The sequence below is a fragment of the Streptomyces kanasensis genome (assembly GCF_043077165.1).
Classification (GTDB): domain Bacteria; phylum Actinomycetota; class Actinomycetes; order Streptomycetales; family Streptomycetaceae; genus Streptomyces; species Streptomyces changanensis.
In genome coordinates this window covers 207,104-228,229 of record NZ_JBIBSF010000005.1, presented here as the reverse complement: position 1 = coordinate 228,229, position 21,126 = coordinate 207,104, and the positions used below count along the sequence as shown (strand labels likewise).

General features: G+C 76.4%; 17 protein-coding genes. 12 read left to right on the top strand and 5 right to left on the bottom strand.

All coding sequences use genetic code 11. The features are described 5' to 3' along the window. The first annotated feature begins 210 nt into the window (after positions 1 to 210). The 3 genes from ACF053_RS15085 to ACF053_RS15075 all read left to right on the top strand — a co-directional run bounded on the left by ACF053_RS15085 (position 211) and on the right by ACF053_RS15075 (position 3,489). Positions 211 to 894, top strand: coding sequence for a bifunctional DNA primase/polymerase (locus ACF053_RS15085; RefSeq protein WP_391954282.1), 684 nt, complete (start codon positions 211 to 213; stop codon positions 892 to 894). Positions 895 to 1,000: 106 nt separating this feature from the next. Continuing rightward, complete coding sequence (locus tag ACF053_RS15080; protein WP_391954281.1) at positions 1,001 to 1,792, top strand: ABC transporter ATP-binding protein; 792 nt, start codon at positions 1,001 to 1,003, stop codon at positions 1,790 to 1,792. Positions 1,793 to 1,857: 65 nt separating this feature from the next. Next, a complete protein-coding gene (locus tag ACF053_RS15075; protein ID WP_391954512.1) occupies positions 1,858 to 3,489 on the top strand; it encodes a transporter in 1,632 nt (543 codons plus the stop codon). A gap of 127 nt (positions 3,490 to 3,616) precedes the next feature. Here the strand turns inward: ACF053_RS15075 and ACF053_RS15070 are convergent, their stop codons facing one another. After that, entirely contained in the window at positions 3,617 to 4,489 is an 873-nt protein-coding gene (locus ACF053_RS15070; protein WP_391954280.1) for an alpha/beta fold hydrolase, read from the bottom strand. 596 nt (positions 4,490 to 5,085) lie between these two features. Next, positions 5,086 to 5,778, bottom strand: coding sequence for a metal-dependent transcriptional regulator (locus tag ACF053_RS15065; protein ID WP_058943689.1), 693 nt, complete (start codon positions 5,776 to 5,778; stop codon positions 5,086 to 5,088). 170 nt (positions 5,779 to 5,948) lie between these two features. Here ACF053_RS15065 and ACF053_RS15060 point away from each other — a divergent pair, with 170 nt between their 5' ends. Next, entirely contained in the window at positions 5,949 to 6,704 is a 756-nt protein-coding gene (locus tag ACF053_RS15060; RefSeq protein WP_391954279.1) for an SIS domain-containing protein, read from the top strand. 32 nt (positions 6,705 to 6,736) lie between these two features. Here ACF053_RS15060 and ACF053_RS15055 read toward each other — a convergent pair whose 3' ends face one another. Together ACF053_RS15055 and pdxH are read right to left on the bottom strand one after the other, a co-directional pair. After that, positions 6,737 to 8,122, bottom strand: a complete 1,386-nt coding sequence (locus ACF053_RS15055; protein ID WP_391954278.1) for a PAS domain-containing protein — start codon at positions 8,120 to 8,122, stop codon at positions 6,737 to 6,739. A 499-nt stretch (positions 8,123 to 8,621) separates the two neighbouring features. Beyond that, the gene (gene pdxH / locus ACF053_RS15050) at positions 8,622 to 9,311 is read right to left on the bottom strand and encodes a pyridoxamine 5'-phosphate oxidase (protein ID WP_391954277.1); all 690 of its coding nucleotides are present in this window, start codon (positions 9,309 to 9,311) and stop codon (positions 8,622 to 8,624) included. 243 nt (positions 9,312 to 9,554) lie between these two features. On the opposite strand from pdxH, the gene ACF053_RS15045 reads away from it, so the two are divergent. The 8 genes from ACF053_RS15045 (at position 9,555) to ACF053_RS15010 (ending at position 19,851) form a co-directional block, all read left to right on the top strand. Further along, positions 9,555 to 10,655 (top strand): citrate synthase 2, encoded by a 1,101-nt coding sequence (locus ACF053_RS15045; protein WP_391954276.1) that lies wholly within the window; start codon positions 9,555 to 9,557, stop codon positions 10,653 to 10,655. Positions 10,656 to 11,016: 361 nt separating this feature from the next. Further along, a complete protein-coding gene (locus tag ACF053_RS15040) occupies positions 11,017 to 11,787 on the top strand; it encodes a TIGR03084 family metal-binding protein (RefSeq protein WP_391954511.1) in 771 nt (256 codons plus the stop codon). A gap of 152 nt (positions 11,788 to 11,939) precedes the next feature. Beyond that, the gene (locus ACF053_RS15035; RefSeq protein WP_391954510.1) at positions 11,940 to 13,664 is read left to right on the top strand and encodes an acyclic terpene utilization AtuA family protein; all 1,725 of its coding nucleotides are present in this window, start codon (positions 11,940 to 11,942) and stop codon (positions 13,662 to 13,664) included. Beyond that, complete coding sequence (locus ACF053_RS15030) at positions 13,661 to 15,259, top strand: acyl-CoA carboxylase subunit beta (protein ID WP_391954275.1); 1,599 nt, start codon at positions 13,661 to 13,663, stop codon at positions 15,257 to 15,259. Before ACF053_RS15035 ends, ACF053_RS15030 begins: the two co-directional genes overlap by 4 nt. A gap of 6 nt (positions 15,260 to 15,265) precedes the next feature. After that, positions 15,266 to 17,314 carry an ATP-binding protein gene (locus tag ACF053_RS15025; RefSeq protein WP_391954274.1) on the top strand — a complete coding sequence of 683 codons (2,049 nt, stop codon included), beginning with the start codon at positions 15,266 to 15,268 and terminating at the stop codon, positions 17,312 to 17,314. 49 nt (positions 17,315 to 17,363) lie between these two features. Continuing rightward, positions 17,364 to 18,515, top strand: coding sequence for an acyl-CoA dehydrogenase family protein (locus ACF053_RS15020; protein WP_391954273.1), 1,152 nt, complete (start codon positions 17,364 to 17,366; stop codon positions 18,513 to 18,515). A 38-nt stretch (positions 18,516 to 18,553) separates the two neighbouring features. Continuing rightward, on the top strand, positions 18,554 to 19,288 hold the full coding sequence (locus ACF053_RS15015) for an enoyl-CoA hydratase family protein (RefSeq protein WP_391954272.1): 735 nt from the start codon (positions 18,554 to 18,556) through the stop codon (positions 19,286 to 19,288). Next, a complete protein-coding gene (locus ACF053_RS15010; RefSeq protein ID WP_391954271.1) occupies positions 19,276 to 19,851 on the top strand; it encodes a TetR/AcrR family transcriptional regulator in 576 nt (191 codons plus the stop codon). Before ACF053_RS15015 ends, ACF053_RS15010 begins: the two co-directional genes overlap by 13 nt. A gap of 156 nt (positions 19,852 to 20,007) precedes the next feature. Here ACF053_RS15010 and ACF053_RS15005 read toward each other — a convergent pair whose 3' ends face one another. Beyond that, positions 20,008 to 21,048 carry an EamA family transporter gene (locus tag ACF053_RS15005; RefSeq protein WP_391954270.1) on the bottom strand — a complete coding sequence of 347 codons (1,041 nt, stop codon included), beginning with the start codon at positions 21,046 to 21,048 and terminating at the stop codon, positions 20,008 to 20,010. Positions 21,049 to 21,126: the final 78 nt, after the last annotated feature.

Genomic DNA, 21,126 nt, shown 5'->3' with positions numbered 1-21,126 from the left:
TATAATACCAAAACAACGACTATGGCGACGTATCGCGGTGCATGCCGGGAGCCTCCCGCATTGACGCCCCTCCCCCGACAGTGAGTACCCCTCGCTGGCTCCCGCAGCCCGTGCGCGCCCCCGGACATGCACCCATGCGCCCCGCGTGCCGGATCGATGCACCTCGGCCTTCGGCTTTGCGCCCCGTAACCCCCCGTGTGACGGGGAGTTGTGCTCTCCGTGGAAGAGACCATCGGAGTCACGGAAGCCGCAAGGATCCCCCAGCAGCGCGGTGAGCAGCTGTTGGACAGCGCCGTGCGGTACGCGGAAGAGCGGCACTGGGACGTGTTCCCCGGTACGTGGTTGGAGGCGGTCGAGGGCCGGGAGCTGTGCTCCTGCGCGGATCCGGCCTGCCCCGCGCCCGGCGCGCACCCGGCGCGGCCCGACTGGGCGTCGCAGGCGACGGGGAGCGCGGTCGGGGCGCGCCGGCTGTGGGGCAAGCACCCCCGGGCGTCGATCCTGCTGCCGACGGGGCGCACCTTCGACGCGCTGGACGTGCCGGAGTCGGCGGGCTTCCTCGCGCTCGCGCGGATGGAGCGGATGGACCTCACGCTCGGCCCGGTGACGTGCACGCCGGACCGCCGGATGCTGTTCTTCGTCCTGCCGGGCGCGGCCCCCAAGGTCGCGGACCTGATCCGCAAGCTGGGCTGGTCCCCGGCCGGGATCGACCTGGTCGCCAAGGGCGAGGGCCAGTACGTGGCGGCGCCGCCCACCCGGATCGGCGGCCAGGGCGCGGTGCAGTGGGCGAACCGCCCCACCGCGGCGAACCGCTGGCTGCCGGACGTTGAGGAGCTGATCAGCCCCCTCGCCTACGCGTGCGGCCGGGAGGCGGCGGCCGCGCGGGGGCGCCCGTAGGAGCGCGGGCCCGCCGGTGAGGGGGTTCGTAGGCTGTCCCCACGGTCGCACGGTGCGGCGGGGACAGTGAGAGGCGGCAGTGACCATGCCGGAGCCGGAAGTTGACATGGCGGGTGGAGCGCCCTCGGCGGCGCCGCCCGCCGTTCGTGTGGAAGGGCTGTGGAAGCGCTTCGGCGAACAGGTGGCGGTCGCGGGGGTGGACCTGGCGCTGCCCGCCGGGAAGTTCGTCGGCCTGGTCGGCCCGAACGGCGCGGGCAAGACGACGACGCTGTCCATGGTGACCGGGCTGCTGCGCCCCGACGCCGGCCGGATCGAGGTCGCCGGGCACGACGTGTGGCGGGACCCGGCCGCGGTGAAGGCCCGCATCGGTGTCCTGCCGGAGGGACTGCGGCTCTTCGAGCGGCTGTCGGGGCGTGAACTCCTCGGCTACACCGGGCGGCTGCGGGGGCTGCCGGGCGCCGAGGTCGACAAACGGGCGACGCAGCTGCTGGACGTGCTCGACCTGGCCGGCTCGCAGCACAAGCTGGTGATCGACTACTCGACCGGCATGCGGAAGAAGATCGGGCTCGCGGCGGCGCTGCTGCACAACCCGGAGGTGCTCTTCCTGGACGAGCCGTTCGAGGGCGTGGACCCGGTGTCGGCGCAGACCATCCGGGGCGTCCTGGAGCGGTACACGGCGTCGGGCGCGACGGTGGTGTTCTCCAGCCACGTGATGGAGCTGGTGGAGTCGCTGTGCGACTGGGTGGCGGTCATGGCCGCGGGCCGGATCCGCGCGCAGGGCACCCTGGCCGAGGTGCGGGGGGACGCGCCCACGCTCCAGCGGGCGTTCCTGGAGCTGGTGGGCGCGCAGGGCCGGGACGCGGGCGAGTCGCTCGACTGGCTCGGGGGTGCGCGGTGACCCCGGCGGCCGGTACGGCCCTGCCGGGCGGCACCGGCGTCCCCGGCGTGCCGGGTGCGTCCGGTGTGCCGGGCGGGGGGCCGGGCGGGGGGCCGGGGGTGGTGGGTGCCGGGCTGGTCCCCGTCTTCGTCCGGATCAAGTGGGCGCTGCTGCGCAACGGCCTGCGGCAGTCGGCGGGCCGGACGGCCGTCTACGTCGTGTCGATCGTCTGCACGCTCCTGTTCGCCGCCGGGCAGCTGCTCGGCATGGTGCTGCTGCGCGGCCACGCGCAGGCCGGCACGCTCGCGGTGCTGCTGACGGCGGTGCTCGCCCTCGGCTGGGCGGTGATGCCCCTGTTCTTCCCGAGCGGTGACGAGACGCTCGACCCGACACGACTGGTGATGCTGCCGCTGCGGGCGGGTCCGCTGGTGCGGGCGCTGCTGGTGGCGTCGCTGGTGGGCATCGGCCCGCTGTTCACGCTGTGCCTGGCGGTGGGTGCCGGCATCTCCGTGGCGCACGGGGCGTTCGCGGTGGCCGTGGCGGTGGTGGCCGTGCCGCTGGTGCTGCTGGTCTGCCTGGCGCTGGCACGGGCCGTCGCCGCGGCGAACATCCGGCTGCTGACCTCGCGCAGGGGCCGGGACCTGGCGCTGCTGAGCGGCCTCGTGGTGGCGGTCGGCATCCAGTTCGTGAACTTCGGCGCGCAACGGCTCGGCGAGGCGGGCGGGTTGTCCCGGCTGGAGCCGGCCGCGGAGGTCGTGCGGTGGTTGCCGCCCGCGTCGGCGGTCGGCGCGGTGGACTCGGCGGGCCGGGGTGCGTACGGGGCCGCCGTGGTGCAGCTGCTGCTGTCGGCGGCGGCGCTGGCGGGGCTGCTGTACTGGTGGCAGCGGAGCCTGACGACGCTGATGACGGCGCCCGACGGGTCGACGCTCGCCGCGGCCGGCACCGGCACGGACCGGCGGCGCTCCGCGGCGGGCGGGGGCCGGTTGTGGCCGGAGGGGCGTACCGGTGCGGTCATGCGGCGGGCGCTGACGTACGCCTGGCGCGACCCGAAGGCGAAGTCCGGGTGGGTGACGGCGCTCGCGCTGGGCGTGATCATCCCGCTCTTCAACGCCTGGCAGGGCAACGGGTCGATCTACTGGTCGTGCTTCGCCGCGGGCATGCTCGGGACGCTGATGTACAACCAGTTCGGCCAGGACACCTCGGCGTTCTGGATGGTCGCGATGACCGTGTCGTCGCCCCGGGACGCGTACGTGGAGCTGCGGGCGCGGGCCTGGGCGCTGCTGCTGGTGACGCTGCCGTACGCGACGCTGGTGACGGTGGCGACGGCGGCGGTGGTCGGTGACTGGCGGGCGCTGCCCGAGGGCCTGGGGCTGTCGTACGGGCTGCTCGGGGCGATGCTCGGGATGGGCGCGTGGGCCTCGGCGTTCTTCCCGTACTCGATCCCGCAGGACAGCGCCTACAAGAACGCCGCGCCGGGGCAGGGCTCGCTGGCGTGGATCTCGATGATGGGCGGGATGTTCGGTTCGGCGGTGCTGTGCGCGCCGCTGATCGTGGCCGCCGTCTGGTCGCACGTGTCGTCGACCGGGCCGTCGGGGTGGCTGCTCCTCCCGCTGGGCGCCTGCTGGGGCGCGCTGCTCACCTGGGCGGGCCTGCGCTGGGGCGCGTCGCGCACGGCGCGGCGCCTGCCGGAGATCCTGGCGGCGGTCAGCAAGGCGTGACCACCGCCCGGCCCGACCCGCGCCGCCGCGCACGGATCCGGGCGGGGCGGGCCCGCGTCCGGCGGGGCGTGCCGGGTACGGCGGGGCGGGTCCGGATCCGCGGGGCGGGTCCCGGTCCGGCGGGGCGTCAGGGCGTCGGGGCGGCCTCGGCGAGGAACGGTTCGACGGCGGCGCGCCAGCCGTCGGGCTGGTCGTAGTGGAGGTAGTGGCCCGCGTCGGCGACCTCGGCGTACCGGCCGTGGGGCAGGACGCGGACCATCTCCTGCGCCTCGGCGCGGCCCAGTTCGCCGTCGGGGCCGCGCACGACCAGCGTGGGGCAACGGACCTGGGCGAGGGTGTCCCAGTGGGCGTCGTGGACCCAGGTCTCGCGCGCGGCGAGCATCTGCCGCGGGGAGAAGACCGGCCGCCAGCCGTCCGGCGACTCGCACATGACCTCGGCGAAGAAGGCACCGCGCGCCGGGTTCGGCCGCTCGACGCGGGGGTCGTCCTCGCCGAACCACCGGCGCACGTCGGCGAGGGTCGCGAACGGCACGGGCCAGGTGCCGAACCAGCTCTCCCACTCCCGCTGTGACGCGGCGCCGAGCGCGGAGGCCCGCATGTCGCCGATGACGAGCGCCCGGACCAGGTCCGGCCGCTCCGCGGCGAGCTGCCAGGCCGTCAGGGCGCCCATGGAGTGGCCGACGAGGGCCACCGGGCCGAGGCCGAGCTGCTCGATGGCGGCGGCAGCGTCGGCGACGTACGCCTCCCGCGTGTACGGGCCGGCGGCCGGCTTGTCGCTGTGGCCGTGGCCGCGCTGGTCCAGGGCGACCGACCGGTACCTCTCCGCCAGCCAGCGCGCCGTGTCCGCCCAGTGCGCGGCGCGGCCCATCAGCCCGTGGAGGAGTAACACGCCCTGGACGGGCTCGGCGCCGTCGTCACCCGGACCCTTGGGCGGGTCGGCGAACTCCCAGGCGGCGAGGCGTACGCCGTCGGCTCCGGTCAGGTCGATCCGTCGCACCATCTGCCCTGGCACCCCCTTCTGTCACGTCGGCTACCCCCGTCAGACTATCGAACTCATATTCGAAAACCGGGGTATCGGCGCCAACACCGCTCGTTCGAGTGACCCCGCTCAAGGATTGGAGGGCGCTGCCGAGGGGAGATCTTCAGCGGGAGGCGGACCACTCGGGGAAAGAGGTCCGACGGGATTGACCCTGGGAGCTCGGGGCTCCGGGTCAACACAGGGGAGGTCGGGTCCCGGTGCCGCGAGGCACCGGGACCTTCCTCGTGTGCGGACGCGCGCTCCGCTGCGGACGGCTGGCGCACCGCGCTGCTCCCTCCCCGGGCCGATCACCTGCCGCAGCCAGACTGGCACGCGCGGCGCCCGCGCGTCGGCCGTTCCCCGGATCGGCCCGTTCCGCCCGGGCCGGGACCGCCGGCCCCCGCACCGCGACCGCCCGGGGGCCCCTACGCCGGAGCAGCCGCCGGGACCGCCGGAACAGCCCGGGTCGTCGGAGTCGTTTGGGCTGCCCGGGCCGCCGGAGCCGCCGGAGCCGCCGACGGCGAGGGGGTACCGCGGCGCCTCGGCGAGGCCCGCACGCGCGCCGGGGTACCGCGGCTTCAGCGCTTGGCTACGAAGACGTGCGACGCCACGTCGGCGTCCAGCTCGGCGGCCTCGCCGCTGCTGCCGACGAGCACCCCGCCGGGCGACTCGGTCACGCTCACCACGGAGCCGGGCTGCACGCCCGCGCGCCGCAGCGTGTACATGAGCTGGGCGTCCGTCTGGATCGGCTCGCCGATCCGGCGCACCACCACGGTCTTGCCCTCGGTGCCGGCGTCCAGCTCGGAGAGGGAGACCATGTCCTCGTTGAGGTACGGGTCGCTCTCGCCCTTCTCGCCCAGCTCCTCCAGCCCAGGGATGGGGTTGCCGTACGGCGACTCCGTGGGGTGGCGCAGCAGTTCGAGGACGCGGCGCTCGACGGCCTCGCTCATCACGTGCTCCCAGCGGCACGCCTCGGCGTGGACCTGCTCCCACTCCAGGCCGATCACGTCGACGAGGAGGCACTCGGCGAGCCGGTGCTTGCGCATCACGCGCGTCGCCAGCCGGCGGCCCTCCTCCGTCAGCTCCAGGTGGCGGTCGCCGGCCACCGTCACCAGGCCGTCGCGCTCCATCCTGGCCACCGTCTGGCTGACCGTCGGGCCGCTCTGGTCGAGCCGCTCGGCGATACGGGCGCGCATGGGCACCACACCTTCCTCCTCCAGCTCGAGGATGGTGCGGAGATACATCTCCGTGGTGTCGATCAGTCCGGACATACGTGCCCCTCGGTGCGTGACATTCAACCTGCGCGGCCCCGTCTCCATTGTTGCCCATCCCGTCGGCAACCGTGCCGCCCCGGACGGAGCGGCGACCCGGGGCCGTATTGACAGGGGAATGGTCCAGACCGCACCGTGATCCGCGACACGACGAGAGGAAGGCCATGTCGATGGGCGACAGCACACTGGCCGGTCAGTTCTTCGACGCCGCGATCGGGCTGCTGCGGCGGGTCAGGGACGAGGAGTCCGCTCACATCGCCGCCGCGGGCGCCGCCGTCGCCGGGGCGGTCGCCGCGGGGGGCCGCCTCTTCGCCTTCGGGGCCGGGCACTCCTCGCTCGCCGCGCAGGACGTCGTCTACCGCGCGGGGGGCCTCGCGGTGATGAACCTGCTCGCCGTGCCGGGCGCGGTCGGCGTCGACGTCACGCCCGCCACCCTCGGCTCGGCGCTGGAGCGCGTGGACGGCCTGGCCGCCGCGGTCCTCGACGCGTCCCCGGCGCGGGCGGGCGACGTGCTGTTCGTCGTCTCCCTGTCCGGGCGCAACGCCCTGCCCGTCGAGATGGCCTCGCACGCACGCGCCCTCGGCCTGACGGTCGTCGGCGTCACCTCCGTGGCGTACGCGAAGGAGACGACGTCCCGGCACCGCTCGGGCACCTTCCTCAAGGACCACTGCGACGTCGTCCTCGACTCGAAGATCGCGGTCGGAGACGCCGAACTGGCCCTGGACGGCGTCGCCGCGCCCTTCGGGCCCGCCTCCACCGTCGTGACCAGCGCCCTGATGCAGGCCGTGATGGCCGCGGCCGCCGAGGAGCTGGTCCGCCGGGGCGTCGAGCCGCCGCTGCTGCGCTCGGGCAACGTCGACGGCGGGCACGAGTGGAACGTCCGCGTCATGGACGAGTACGCGGACCGGATCTTCTACCGCCGGTAGGGCGGGACGGCGGGCGCCGCCGGTACGCGCCGTCAGTCGGGGTGGGCCAGGTCGAGGGAGGCCGCCACGCGGACGGCGACGCTCTCCGCGTAACTGACGTCCGGACGCTCGAAGGGCGGTCTGCTGCCGGAGCGCAGGAACGTCACCACGCCCAGCGTGCGGCCGCGGCTGCGCAGCACGGCGCAGAGCGCGTGGGCGGTACCGGGCGGCCAGTGCCGCTCCGCCGCCCACGACCGCGACGGGCCCCCGCGGCGCCCCGTCGCGCCCTGCCCCGGCGCCCCCGGCGGTCCGTCCGGCCCCGGCGCGGGGGGTGCCGCCGGCCACGTGCTGGCCCGTACCGTGGCCGCCCGGTCGAGCGCCCGCAGCGCCGGGTGCCCGGCGGCGTACGGCACGGGCAGGCCCGCGCCCGGGACGCGCGCCACGGGACCGGGGGCCTCGGCGGGCGTGGCCGCCGTCCGGACCAGGCGCGTGCCGCCGTCCCGGGCGACGTCCAGGAGCGCGTCGTCGGCGAACCCGGCGAGCGCGAAGTCCAGGTAGACGGTGGCGGCCTCCATGGGGTCCTCGCACTCCGCCGCCGCGGCGCCCGCCCGGTGCAGCTGGCTCGCCCGGAACCGCATCCGGTCGGCGTCCTGCTCGGCCTGGCGCGCCTCCGTCACGTCCTCGAACAGCCACGCCACGCCGAGCGGCGCCGGGTCGCGCGCCAGGGGCGAGGCGAGCCGCAGGAACGCACTGCGCCAGCAGCGGCGCCGCTCCCCGTCCGGGGTGCGGACCGTCGCCCACAGCTCGGTGGGCGCCTCGGGGCCGCCCTGCGCCAGGACGTGTTCCAGCGCCGCCTCCAGTTGGTCGGCGCCCTGCAGGACGGCGTCCCCGAGCGGGCGGCCGAGCAGCGCCGTGCGGGACGCGCCGAGGGCGTGCGCCGCCGGGCCGTTGACGACGGCGGGGCGCAGGTCCGCGTCGACCACGACGAGGGCGCACGGCGCGTCGCCGAACAGGGCGTCGCTGAGCGCGACGGAGCGTTCGAAGTCGAGCTGCGCGTGGACCTCGCCGAAGGCGCAGTACACCCCGGCCGGACTGCCGTCGGCGCCGCGCACGCCCGCCGCCTGGGTCCGTACGAGGACCCGGCCGCCGTCCTTGCGGAGCAGCGGGAACTCGTGGAGCCGGCGACCGGGGCCGGCCATGGCGCCCGCCAGCCGGGTCTCGATGCCGGCGGCGTCGGCGGACCGCGCGGCCCAGCCGCCCAGGCCGCGGCGCCCGACCGCCTCCTCCGCGGGCCAGCCGAGGAGCCGCTCGGCCTCGCGGTTCCAGTGGGTGACCACCCCGTCCGCGTCGAACGCGCACAGCGCGGTGTCCATCCCGTCCAGCAGCGCGCTGAGCAGATCACCGTCCGCCCGCGCCGTACCGCTCCTGGACGCGCTCATCCCGGCACCCCCTGCAGGACGTGGACGTTGCCGCACGTGCAGCCGCACGTGCCCGGCCATTCAACCTCGAACGTGACCCACGACACACGCGGTTCGCGAAATTCGGTTGAGCGGGGCGCGGAGCGTTCCTAGGGTGTGGAGCACACGAGAGAGGAGGTGATCCGGAAGTGATTTCTTTTCGGATGCGTGAGGTGACTGCGGGCTGAGGCCTGTCGTCACATGACGGCAGGCCTCCTGCCGTACACCCAGCAGTCACCGGCCCGCGGGCTCGTCGGCACATCCGGCCGACCTCTCCTCACCAGCAGGAGAGAGCAGAGCCCGCGGGCTTCTGCGTGCCCGGGGGCCTCTGCCTGTCCGGGCACTCTGCCCGACCGGGGCCTCTGCCCGACCGGGTCTGCCGGGCCCCGGGCTGGTGCGCGTCCCCGACCCGGCGAGCCCCCGACTCCCGGTCCCGGCAGGGGGCCGGCGCCGGAGCCAGGGCCGGCACCGGGGCAGCGCACTACGGCGCGAGGCGTTCCACGTGCCAGGGGCCGGTGGGGGTGCGGGTGTAGCGGAGGCGGTCGTGGAGGCGGTTCTCGTGGCCCTGCCAGAACTCGACCGCCTCGGGCGCGACCAGGTAGCCGCCCCAGTGCGGCGGTACCGGCACCTCCTCGCCCTCCGGGTAGCGGGTCGCCAGTTCCTCGTAACGCGCGAGGAGTTCGTCGCGGGAGGCGATGACGGACGACTGCGCGCTGGCCCAGGCGCCGAGCCGGGAGCCGTGCGGGCGGCTGCGGAAGTAGGCGGCGGTCTCCTCCCGGTCCACGCGGGTCGCGGTGCCCGTGACGATGACCTGGCGGGCGACGGGGTGCCAGGGGAACAGCAGGGAGACGTGCGGGTTGGCGGCCAGCTCGCCGCCCTTGCGGGAGTCGTAGTTGGTGTAGAAGACGAAGCCGCGCTCGTCGTAGTGCTTGAGCAGCACCGTGCGGGCGGACGGGCGGCCGTCGGGGGTGGCGGTCGCCACGACCATGGCGTTCGGCTCGCGGATCCCGTCGCTGTCGGCCGCGTCCTTGAACCAGCGCGCGAACTGTTCCATGGGGTGGGCGGCGAGGTCCCGCTCCGCGAGCACGGAGGTGTGGTACTGCTCGCGCATCGGGGCCGGGTCGAGGGCCGGGTCCAGGGCGGGATCGAGGGCGTCGGTCACGGCGCCCATCCTGCCGCAGGGCCCGTCCCGGGAGTAGCGCCCGCCCGGCCCCCGGGGGCCGGGCGGGGCCTCCGGTCGGCCCCGGGGCGCGGCTGCCGGCGCAGTCTCCCCCGCCCGCCGGCCGCCCAATCCCGGTGCCCGGTTCGGCGGAGTGTGCCTGATGTCACGCTTCCCCGCATCGGGGGAACCCGACAGACTCGTCGGCTGGGTCACTGTTCCTTCCACACACACGTCACCACGAGGAGCCGCCAGATGTCCGACTTCGTACCCGGGCTCGAGGGAGTCGTCGCGTTCGAGACGGAGATCGCCGAACCGGACAAGGAGGGCGGCGCCCTCCGGTACCGCGGCGTCGACATCGAGGACCTGGTGGGTCACGTCTCCTTCGGGAACGTGTGGGGCCTGCTGGTCGACGGCGCGTTCAACCCCGGCCTGCCGCCGGCCGAGCCGTTCCCGATCCCGGTGCACTCGGGCGACATCCGCGTGGACGTGCAGTCCGCCCTGGCGATGCTCGCGCCGGTGTGGGGCCTGAAGCCGCTGCTCGACATCGACGAGGAGCAGGCCCGCGACGACCTGGCGCGGGCGGCGGTCATGGCCCTGTCGTACGTCGCCCAGAGCGCGCGCGGGCAGGGCCTGCCGATGGTGCCGCAGAGCGAGATCGACAAGGCGCGGTCGGTGGTCGAGCGGTTCATGATCCGCTGGCGCGGCGAGCCGGACCCGAAGCACGTCAAGGCCGTCGACGCGTACTGGACGTCGGCCGCCGAGCACGGCATGAACGCCTCCACGTTCACCGCCCGCGTCATCGCGTCGACCGGCGCGGACGTCGCCGCGGCGCTGTCGGGCGCGGTGGGCGCCATGTCCGGCCCGCTGCACGGCGGCGCGCCCTCGCGCGTCCTCGGCATGATCGAGGAGATCGAGCGGACGGGCGACGCGGTCGCGTACGTGAAGCGGGCCCTCGACAAGGGCGAGCGGCTGATGGGCTTCGGCCACCGCGTGTACCGCGCCGAGGACCCGCGCGCCCGGGTGCTGCGGCGCACGGCCCGCGAGCTGGCGGCGCCCCGCTTCGAGGTGGCCGAGGCGCTGGAGAAGGCGGCGCTGGAGGAGCTGCACAACCGCCGTCCGGACCGCGTGCTGGCGACGAACGTCGAGTTCTGGGCGGCGATCGTGCTGGACTTCGCGGAGGTGCCGGCGCACATGTTCACGTCGATGTTCACCTGCGCCCGCACCGCCGGGTGGTCGGCGCACATCCTGGAGCAGAAGCGCACGGGCCGCCTGGTCCGCCCGTCGGCCCGGTACGTCGGGCCCGGCTCGCGCGACCCGCGGGAGATCGCCGGTTACGAGGACATCGCGGAGTAGTCCGCGCCCGGCGCCCGGACCCGGCGCCGCGGTGCGACCCGCCGGCCCCGCCGCCCCCCGTGGGCGGCGGGGCCTCGGCGTTCCCGGGACGGGCTTGTGGCGCTTCCCGGGGCCCTGCGGTGCCCCGGGGAGGGGGTGGTTCGCGGTGTCGCCCCCTCCGGACTTAAAAAGCAAGCATGCTTGCTTGTTTCTCTGGGCGCTGTCATGCTCCCGGGACACACCGCCGTGTCCCGACCCGAGGGAGCGCACCGTGCCCCACCCGGATCCCGAGCAGGGCCCGCCGCCCACGCCGCCCGCGCCCGCCGCACCCGCCGCACACGGGAGCGCCGCGCACGACACCACCACCGCCGTCCTCACCGACCTGCGCGCCGAGGGCGAGGACCTCGACCGGCTCGTCGCCGGGCTCGACGCCGCCGGGTGGGCCGCGCCGACGCCGGCGCCCCGCTGGAGCGTCGCCCACCAGGTCGCGCACCTGGCGTGGACCGACGAGGTCGCGTTCCTCGCCACCACCGACCCGGGCGCCTTCGCCGGGCACGTCGCAAGGGCGGCCGCCGCGCCCGGAACCTTCGTCGACGAGGCCGCCGAGGCGGGGGCCACCGGTCCGCCCGCCGCGCTGCTCGCCCGCTGGCGCACCGCGCGGCAGCGGCTGCACGACGCCCTGCGGGCCGCGCCGCCCGGCACCCGCGTCCCCTGGTACGGGCCGCCCATGAGCGTCGCCTCGATGGCCACCGCCCGCCTCATGGAGACCTGGGCGCACGGCCGCGACGTCGCCGACGCGCTGGGCGCCGTACGCCCGCCCACCGCCCGGCTGCGCCACGTCGCCCGCATCGGCGTGCGCGCCCGCGACCACGCCTTCGCCGTGCACGGCCTGACTCCGCCCGCCGCGCCGTTCCGGGTGGAGCTGACCGCGCCGGACGCCGCGGGGGCGGTCTGGGCGTACGGGCCCGAGGACGCGGCGCAGCGCGTGACCGGGCCGGCCCTGGACTTCTGCCTCCTGGTCACGCAGCGGGCCCACCGCGCCGACCTCGCCGTACGCGCCGAGGGCCCCGACGCGGACCGGTGGCTGGACGTCGCCCAGGCGTTCGCGGGCCCGCCCGGGCCCGGCCGGGAACCCGCCGGGGAGGCCCGGTGACCACCGTCCCGCCCGACTCCCCCACCCTGCCCGGCCCGCCCGGCGCACCCGGCGCACCCGGCGCGACCCCCGTGCCCGCCCCGTCCGCCCCGTCCGCCCCGCTCGGCTCCCCCGGCGCGCCCGGTGCGCCCGACCCGGCCCCCGGGCCCGCCGTGTCCGCCGGCTCCCCCGCACCCGCCGCGCCCGCCGCGCCGGTGCTGCGGATCGGGAACGCCTCCGGGTTCTACGGCGACCGCTTCGACGCGGTCCGCGAGATGCTGACCGGCGGCCCCCTCGACGTCCTCACCGGCGACTACCTCGCCGAGCTCACCATGCTCATCCTCGGCCGCGACCTCCTCAAGGACCCGTCCCTCGGGTACGCGCGGACGTTCCTGCGGCAGATGGAGGAGTGCCTGGGCACCGCCCACGAGCGGGGCGTCCGCGTCGTCACCAACGCCGGCGGCCTCAACCCGGCCGCCCTCGCCGACGCCCTGCGCGCCCTCGCCGACCGGCTGGGCCTGCCCGTCCGGGTCGGCCACGTCGAGGGCGACGGGCTGCCGCTCCCCGACGGCGCCCTGACCGCCAACGCCTACCTCGGCGGCGCGGGCGTCGCCGCCTGCCTCGCCGCGGGCGCCGACGTCGTCGTCACCGGCCGCGTCACCGACGCCGCCCTCGTCACCGGCCCGGCCGCCTGGCACTTCGGCTGGGGCCCGGACGCCCACGACGCCCTGGCGGGCGCGGTCGTCGCCGGGCACGTCCTGGAGTGCGGCACCCAGGCCACCGGCGGCAACCACGCCTTCTTCCACCGCGACCGGTACGACGCCCGCCGGCCCGGCTTCCCCCTCGCCGAGCTGCGCGCCGACGGCTCCGCCGTGATCACCAAGCACCCGGGGACCGGCGGCACCGTCACCGTCGGCACCGTCACCGCGCAGCTGCTGTACGAGACGGCCGGCGCCCGCTACGCCGGACCCGACGCGACCGCGCGCCTCGACACCGTGCGCCTGGCCCAGGAGGGGCCCGACCGGGTGCGGGTGTCCGGGGTGCGCGGCGAGGCGCCGCCGCCGCTCCTCAAGGCCGGGATCACCCGGCTCGGCGGCTGGCGCAACGAGATCGTGTTCGTCCTCACCGGCCTCGACGTGCCGGCCAAGGCACGGCTCGTGCGCGACCAGGTCGACGACGCCCTGGACCGCGCCCCCGGTCGGCGCCCCGCCGACGTGCGCTGGGAGCTGGTCCGCACCGACCGCCCCGACGCCGACACCGAGGAGACCGCCAGCGCCCTGCTCCGGCTCGTCGTCCGCGACCCCGACCCCGCGAAGGTGGGCCGCGTCCTGACGGGCGCCGCCGTCGAGCCGGCCCTCGGCAGCTACCCCGGCTTCCACCTCACCGGCCCGCCCGGCAAGGGCGCGCCGTACGGGGTGTTCGAGGCGGTGTACGTCGACCCCGCCACCGTCGCGCACACGGCGGTGCTGCCCGACGGGCGGCGCGTCCCCGTCCCGCACCCGGCGGCCACCCGCGCCCTCGCGCCCGTCCCGCGGCCGCCCCTCCCGCCGCCCCTGCCGGCCGGTCCCACGCGGCGGGCGCCGCTCGGGCTGGTCGCCGGGGCCCGCAGCGGCGACAAGGGCGGCGACGCCAACGTCGGCGTGTGGGTGGAGAGCGACGACGCCTGGCGCTGGCTGGCCCACACCCTGACCGCCGACCGCCTCCGGGAGCTGCTGCCGGAGACCCGGGACCTGCCCGTCACCCGGCACGTCCTGCCGAACCTGCGCGCCCTCAACTTCACCGTCTCCGGCCTCCTCGGGGAGGGCGCCGCCGCGCGGGCCCGGTTCGACCCGCAGGCCAAGGCGCTCGGCGAATGGCTGCGCGCCCGCCACCTCGACGTCCCGGAGGTCCTCCTGTGACCGTCCTCGCCTCCGCCCTCGACCCCTCCGGCGCCGACCACGCCGCGAACCGCGCCGCCATGCTCGCGCGCCTCGCCGAGCTGGACGCCGAGCACGCCAAGGCGCTGGCCGGCGGCGGGGAGAAGTACACCGCCCGGCACCGCGCCCGCGGCAAGCTCCTCGCCCGCGAGCGCGTCGAGCTGCTGCTCGACGACGACACGCCGTTCCTCGAACTGTCCCCGCTCGCCGCGTGGGGCTCCGACCACGCCGTCGGCGCCTCGCTCGTCACCGGCATCGGCACCGTCGCGGGCGTCGAGTGCCTGATCACCGCCAACGACCCGACCGTGCGCGGCGGGGCGTCCAACCCGTGGACCCTCCGCAAGGCGCTGCGGGCCAACGAGATCGCCCTCGCCAACCGCCTGCCCGTGATCTCCCTGGTCGAGTCGGGCGGCGCGGACCTCCCCTCCCAGAAGGAGATCTTCATCCCGGGCGGCGCCCTCTTCCGCGACCTGACCCGGCTCTCCGCCGCGGGGATCCCCACGGTCGCCGTCGTCTTCGGCAACTCCACCGCCGGCGGCGCCTACGTCCCCGGCATGTCCGACCACACCGTCATGATCCGGGAGCGGTCGAAGGTCTTCCTCGGCGGACCGCCCCTGGTGCGGATGGCGACCGGCGAGGAGAGCGACGACGAGTCGCTCGGCGGCGCCGAGATGCACGCCCGGACCTCCGGCCTCGCCGACCACTACGCCCTCGACGAGCACGACGCGCTGCGCCAGGCCCGCCGGATCGTCGCCCGCCTCAACCACCGCAAGGCGCACCCCGGTCCGGGCCCGGCCGCGCCGCCGGCGTACGACCCGGAGGAGCTGCTCGGGATCGTCCCCGGCGACCTGCGCACGCCGTTCGACCCGCGGGAGGTGCTCGCGCGGATCGTCGACGGCTCGGACTTCGACGAGTTCAAGCCGCTGTACGGGACGAGCCTCACCACCGGCTGGGCGGCGCTCCACGGTTACCCGGTCGGCGTCCTGGCCAACGCCCGGGGGGTGCTGTTCAGCGAGGAGGCGCAGAAGGCCGCCCAGTTCATCCAGCTCGCCAACCAGCGGGACGTGCCGCTGCTCTTCCTCCACAACACCACCGGCTACATGGTGGGCCGGGAGTACGAGCAGGGCGGCATCATCAAGCACGGCGCCATGATGATCAACGCGGTCTCCAACAGCCGCGTCCCGCACCTGTCGGTGCTGCTGGGCGCTTCCTACGGCGCCGGGCACTACGGCATGTGCGGCCGTGCCTACGACCCGCGCTTCCTCTTCGCCTGGCCCAGCGCCAAGTCCGCCGTCATGGGCCCGCAGCAGCTCGCCGGGGTCCTGTCGATCGTCGCCCGCGCCTCCGCGCAGGCCAAGGGCCGCCCCTACGACGAGGAGGGCGACGCCGCGCTGCGGGCCGTGGTGGAGCAGCAGATCGAGTCCGAGTCCCTGCCGATGTTCCTGTCCGGGCGGCTGTACGACGACGGGGTCATCGACCCGCGCGACACCCGTACCGTCCTCGGGCTGTGCCTGTCGGCGATCCACACCGCACCGGTCGAGGGCGCCCGCGGCGGCTTCGGCGTCTTCAGGATGTGAGGCCCCGTGATCGAGACCCTGCTCGTGGCCAACCGCGGCGAGATCGCCTGCCGCGTCCTGCGGACCTGCCGCGACCTGGGCGTGGCCACCGTCGCCGTGCACTCCGACCCGGACGCCGGGGCGCTGCACGTGCGGCGGGCGGACGCCGCGGTGCGGCTGCCGGGGGCCGCGCCCGCCGACACGTACCTGCGCGGCGACCTGATCGTGGCCGCCGCCCTCGCCGCGGGCGCCGACGCGGTGCACCCGGGGTACGGCTTCCTCTCCGAGAACGCCGCCTTCGCGCGGGCCGTGGAGGCGGCCGGGCTGACGTGGGTGGGACCCCCGCCCACGGCGATCGAGGCGATGGCGTCCAAGACCCGCGCGAAGCGCCTCATGGGCGTGCCCCCGCTCGACCCGGCGGCGCTCACCGAGGCCGACCTGCCCGTCCTGGTCAAGGCGGCGGCGGGCGGCGGCGGGCGCGGCATGCGCGTCGTCCGGGACCTGTCCGCGCTGGCGGGCGAGGTGGCCGCCGCCCGCGCCGAGGCCCTGTCGGCCTTCGGCGACGACGAGGTGTTCGCCGAGCCGTACGTCGCCGGCGGCCGCCACGTCGAGGTGCAGGTCCTCGCCGACGCGCACGGCACCGTCTGGGCGCTCGGCACCCGGGACTGCTCCCTCCAGCGCCGCCACCAGAAGGTGATCGAGGAGGCGCCGGCCCCCGGCCTGCCGCCCGCGCTCGCCGACGAGCTGTGCGCGACCGCCGTGCGCGCCGCCCGCGCCATCGGCTACACCGGCGCGGGCACCGTGGAGTTCCTGGTCGCGGCGGACGGCACCGCGCACTTCCTGGAGATGAACACCCGCCTCCAGGTCGAGCACCCGGTCACGGAGGCCGTGTACGGCGTCGACCTGGTCGCCCTCCAGCTCCGCGTCGCCGAGGGCGCCGCCCTGCCGCCCGAGCCGCCCGCCCCGCGCGGCCACGCCGTCGAGGCGCGGCTGTACGCCGAGGACCCCGCGCGCGGCTTCGCCCCGCAGACGGGCACCCTGCACGCGCTCGACGTGCCGGGCGTGCGCCTCGACACCGGGTACGCGGCGGGCGACGGGATCGGCGTCCACTACGACGCGCTGCTCGCCAAGGCCGTCGCCCACGCCCCCACCCGGCGGGAGGCCGTCCGCGCCCTGGCCCACGCGCTGGAGCGGGCCCGTGTGCACGGCCCGGTCACCAACCGGGAGCTGCTGGCACGGACCCTGCGCCACCCGGAGTTCGCCGAGCCGGGCCGGGTCGGCACCGGCTTCTACGACCGGTACCTGGCCGACCTGACCGCCCCCGCGCCGGGCGCCGGCCACGCCGCGGTGGCCGCCGCGCTCGCCGAGGCGGCGTCCCGGCCGGGCCCCGGCGCCTGGCGCAACCTCCCCTCGGCGCCCCGCACCCGCGCCTACACGGGACCGGAGGGCGCGGGTGGGAGCGACGGTCCGGCGGCGCACGTGGTGCGGTACCACCGGACCCGCGACGGCTACGCCCTGCCGGACCACCCCGAAGTGCGGGTCGTGTCGGCCGCGCCCGACCTGGTCCGCCTCGACGTGGACGGTGTCGTCCGCCCGTACGCCGTCACCGCGTACCCGGGCCCGGGCGGCGCGGGGATCGTCCACGTCGACGCGCCCACCGGCTCCCACCGGTTCACGCCCCGGCCGCGCTTCCCCGACCCGGCCGAGCGCACCGCGCCCGGCTCGCTGCTCGCGCCCATGCCCGGCACCGTCGTGCGCGTCGCCGACGGGGTCGCGGTGGGCGCGCGCGTCGGGGCGGGGCGGCCGCTGCTGTGGCTGGAGGCGATGAAGATGGAGCACCAGGTGACCGCCCCGGCCGCCGGCGTCGTCACCGCCCTGCACGCCGAGCCGGGCCGCCAGGTCGGGGTCGGGGCCCTGCTCGCCGTCGTCACCCCCGACCCGCCCGGGAAGCCCGCGCGACGGCCGGAGGCGACCGACCCGCCCGGAGGACCCGCCGAGCCCGCCCGGCCCGAGCCGACCGACCCGCCCGGGGAGCCCGCGCGACGGCCCGAGGCGACCGACCCGCCCGGGGAGTGACCGGCGCCGAGCACGTCCCGCCCGTCCAGTCCGCACAGGAGGAACAGGCATGACCGCAGTCACCGGCACCCCCTTCGAGACCGCCGAGCAGCAGGCGCTGCGCACCGCCGTCGGCGCCCTCGGCCGCCGCCACGCCCACACCCACGAGGAACACCCGGAGGTGCTGTGGGCGGAGGCCGGCCGGCTCGGCTACCTGGGCGTGAACCTGCCCGAGGAGTACGGCGGCGGAGGCGGCGGCGTCGCCGAACTCGCGATCGTGCTGGAGGAGTTGGGCGCGGCCGGCTGCCCGCTCCTGCTGATGATCGTCTCGCCCGCGATCTGCGGCACGGTCATCGCCCGGTTCGGCACCGACGAGCAGCGGCGGCGGTGGCTGCCGGGGCTCGCCGACGGCAGCCGGATCATGGCGTTCGGCATCACCGAGCCCGACGCGGGATCCAACTCCCACCGCATCACCACCACGGCCCGCCGCACCCCCGACGGGTGGGTGCTGTCGGGCCGCAAGGTCTTCGTCTCCGGGGTCGACCTGGCGGAGGAGACGATGATCGTCGGGCGGACGGCGGACGCCCGGACGGGCGCGCTCAAGCCGTGCCTGTTCGTCGTGCCGCGCGACGCGCCCGGCTTCCGCCGCACCGCCATCGACATGGAGCTGCGGGCCCGGGAGAAGCAGTTCGAGCTGACCCTCGACGACGTGCGGCTGCCCGCCGACGCCCTGGTCGGCGACGAGGACGCGGGCCTCCTCCAGCTGTTCGCCGGGCTCAACCCGGAGCGGGTGATGACGGCGGCGTTCGCACTCGGCATGGGCCGCTTCGCGCTCGCGCGGGCCGTCGCGTACGCGAAGGAGCGGCAGGTGTGGAAGGCGCCCATCGGCGCCCACCAGGCGATCGCGCACCCGCTGGCCGCGTCCCACATCGAGCTGGAGCTGGCCCGGCTGATGACGCAGCGGGCGGCCGCGCTGTGCGACGCGGGCGACGACGTCGGCGCCGGCGAGGCGGCGAACATGGCGAAGTACGCGGCGGCCGAGGCGTGCGTGCGGGCCGTCGACCGGGCCGTGCACACCCTCGGGGGCAACGGCCTCACCCGCGAGTACGGCCTGGGCCGGCTCGTCACCGCCTCCCGCGTGGCCCGCATAGCCCCGGTGAGCCGGGAAATGATCCTGAACTACGTCTCGCACCAGTCCCTGGGACTCCCGAAGTCGTACTGACCACGCTCGTACTGACCACGCCATCGGAGGCGAGAGCCATGCCCCTGGTCACCACCGCCCACGACCGCGCCGTCGCCACGCTCACGCTGGACGCGCCGGACACCCGCAACGCCCTCTCCGCCCGGCTCGTCGCCGAACTGGCGGACGCGCTGGCCGACTGCGCGCAGGACCCGGCCGTCCGGGCGGTGGTGCTCACGCACACCGGCAGCACCTTCAGCGCGGGCGCCGACCTGAAGGCGCCACCGAGCCCGTACGCCTTCGTGGCGCTGCTGCGGCGGATCGTGGAACTGCCGAAGCCGGTCGTGGCGCGGGTGGCGGGGCGGGTGCGGGCGGGCGGCCTGGGGCTGGTGGGGGCGGCCGACCTGGTGGTGGCGTCGGAGGGGTCCGACTTCGCCCTGACGGAGGTCAGGATCGGCGTCGCCCCGGCCCTCGTCTCCCTCACCCTGCTCCCCCGCCTCGACCAGCGGGCGGCGGCCCGCTACTACCTGACGGGGGAGCGGTTCGACGCGGCCGAGGCGGCGCGCATGGGCCTGGTGACGGCGGTGGCGCCGGACGTCGACGCGGCCCTCGACCCGCTTCTCGACGCGCTGCGCAAGGGCTCGCCGCAGGGTCTGGCGGAGTCGAAGCGGCTGGTGACGGCTAGGGTGCTGGAGACCTTCGAGCGCGACGCGGAGGAGCTCGTGCAGCGCTCGGCGCAGCTCTTCGCCTCGGCGGAGGCGCGTGAGGGAATGACGGCCTTCCTGGAACGACGGGACCCCGCATGGGCGATGTGACGCCGAAGCAGGACCGCAGCCGCGTCACCCGGCAGCGGCTGCTCGAAGCCGCCGTGGCGTGCCTGGCCGAACGCGGCTGGGCGGGCTCCACGGTCTCCGTGGTCGCGGAGCGGGCGGGGGTGTCGCGGGGCGCCGCGCAGCACCACTTCCCCACCCGGGAGGACCTGTTCACGGCGGCGGTCGAGTACGTCGCGGAGGAGCGCTCGCAGGCGCTGCGCGGGCTCACCGGCAGGAGCCGCGCCGAGGTGGTCGAGGCGCTGGTCGCCCTGTACACGGGGCCGCTGTTCCGGGCGGCCCTGCACCTGTGGGTGGCGGCGTCGGACGAGGACCAGCTGCGGCCCCGGGTCACCGAGCTGGAGGCCCGGGTCGGCCGGGAGACGCACCGCATGGCGGTGGAGCTGCTGGGCGCCGACGAGTCGCGGCCGGGGGTCCGGGAGACCGTCCAGGGGCTGCTGGACATGGCGCGGGGGCTGGGCCTCGCGACGCTCCTCACCGACGATTCGGCCCGTCGGGCGCGGGTGGTGGCCCAGTGGGCCCACCTGCTGGACGACGCCCTGGGCTGACCGGCTGCCCTCGACCGCCCCTGCCGACCGACCCCGCGCTGACCGCCCCCGGGCTGACCGCCCCCGGGCCGACCACCCGGGCCCGACCACCCGGGCCCGGCCGCGCGGCGCCGACCGGCCGGGCCCGCGCCTCCCGACCGACCGCCCCGGGCGCCCCTACCGTGCGCGGGACCCGGTGCGGGCGCGTACGGCGCCGATGCTCGCCGCGACGACCAGGGTGATCGCGAGGGCGTCGGTGGCGGACAGGGCCTGGTGCAGCACGAGGAAGCCGGCCAGGGCCGCGACGGCCGGTTCCAGGCTCATCAGCACCGCGAAGGTCGGGGCCGGCAACCGGCGCAGCGCGACGAGCTCCAGGGTGTAGGGCAGGACCGACGACATCAGCGCCACCGCCAGGCCCAGCGCGAGCGTCGACGGCACGACCAGGGCGGTGCCCGCCTCCGCGAGGCCGAGCGGCAGGCTCACCAGCGCGCCGACGACCATGGCGAGCGCGAGCCCGTCGGCCTGCGGGAAGCGCCGGCCGGTACGGGCGCTGAAGACGATGTACGCGGCCCACAGGGCACCCGCCGCGAGGGCGAAGCCGGCGCCGACCGGGTCCAGCCGGTCGAAGCCGCCGCCGCTGAGCAGCACGACGCCCGCCAGGGCGAGGCCCGCCCACAGGAAGCTGACCGCGCGGCGGGACGCCACGACGGACAGGGCGAGCGGACCCAGCACCTCCAGGGTGACGGCCGCGCCGAGCGGGATGCGGTCGATGGCCTGGTAGAAGGTGAGGTTCATGCCGCCCATCGCGACGCCGAACGCGATGACGGTCCCCCAGTCCGCGCGGCTGTGGCCGCGCAGCCGGGGCCGGCACACCACCAGCAGCACCAGCGCGGCGAGGGCCAGCCGCAGCGTGACCACGCCGAGCGCCCCCGCGCGGGGCATCAGCAGCACGGCGAGGGCCGCGCCGAACTGGACCGACAGGGCCCCGGCCACCACCAGGGCGACCGGCCCCAGCGCGCCCCGACCCGGCTCCCGGGCCGGCTCCCGCGCCGAACCGGCGGTCTTCGGGGCGCCCGCGGCACGGGCTCCTGTGGCGTCCGCGGGGTGGGCTGCCGGGGCGCCCGCGGCACCGGCCGCCGTCGCGGGGTCCGCGGGAAGGGGCGCCGGGGTGTGTGCGGGGAGGGGCGCCGGGGTGTGCGCGGCACGGGCGTCGTTCACCGGGATCTCGTCTTCCTCTTCTTCCTCGTTCGTGGTGCTCGGGGCTTCGGAAGGACCCGTTCCACTGCTTGGCCGTCC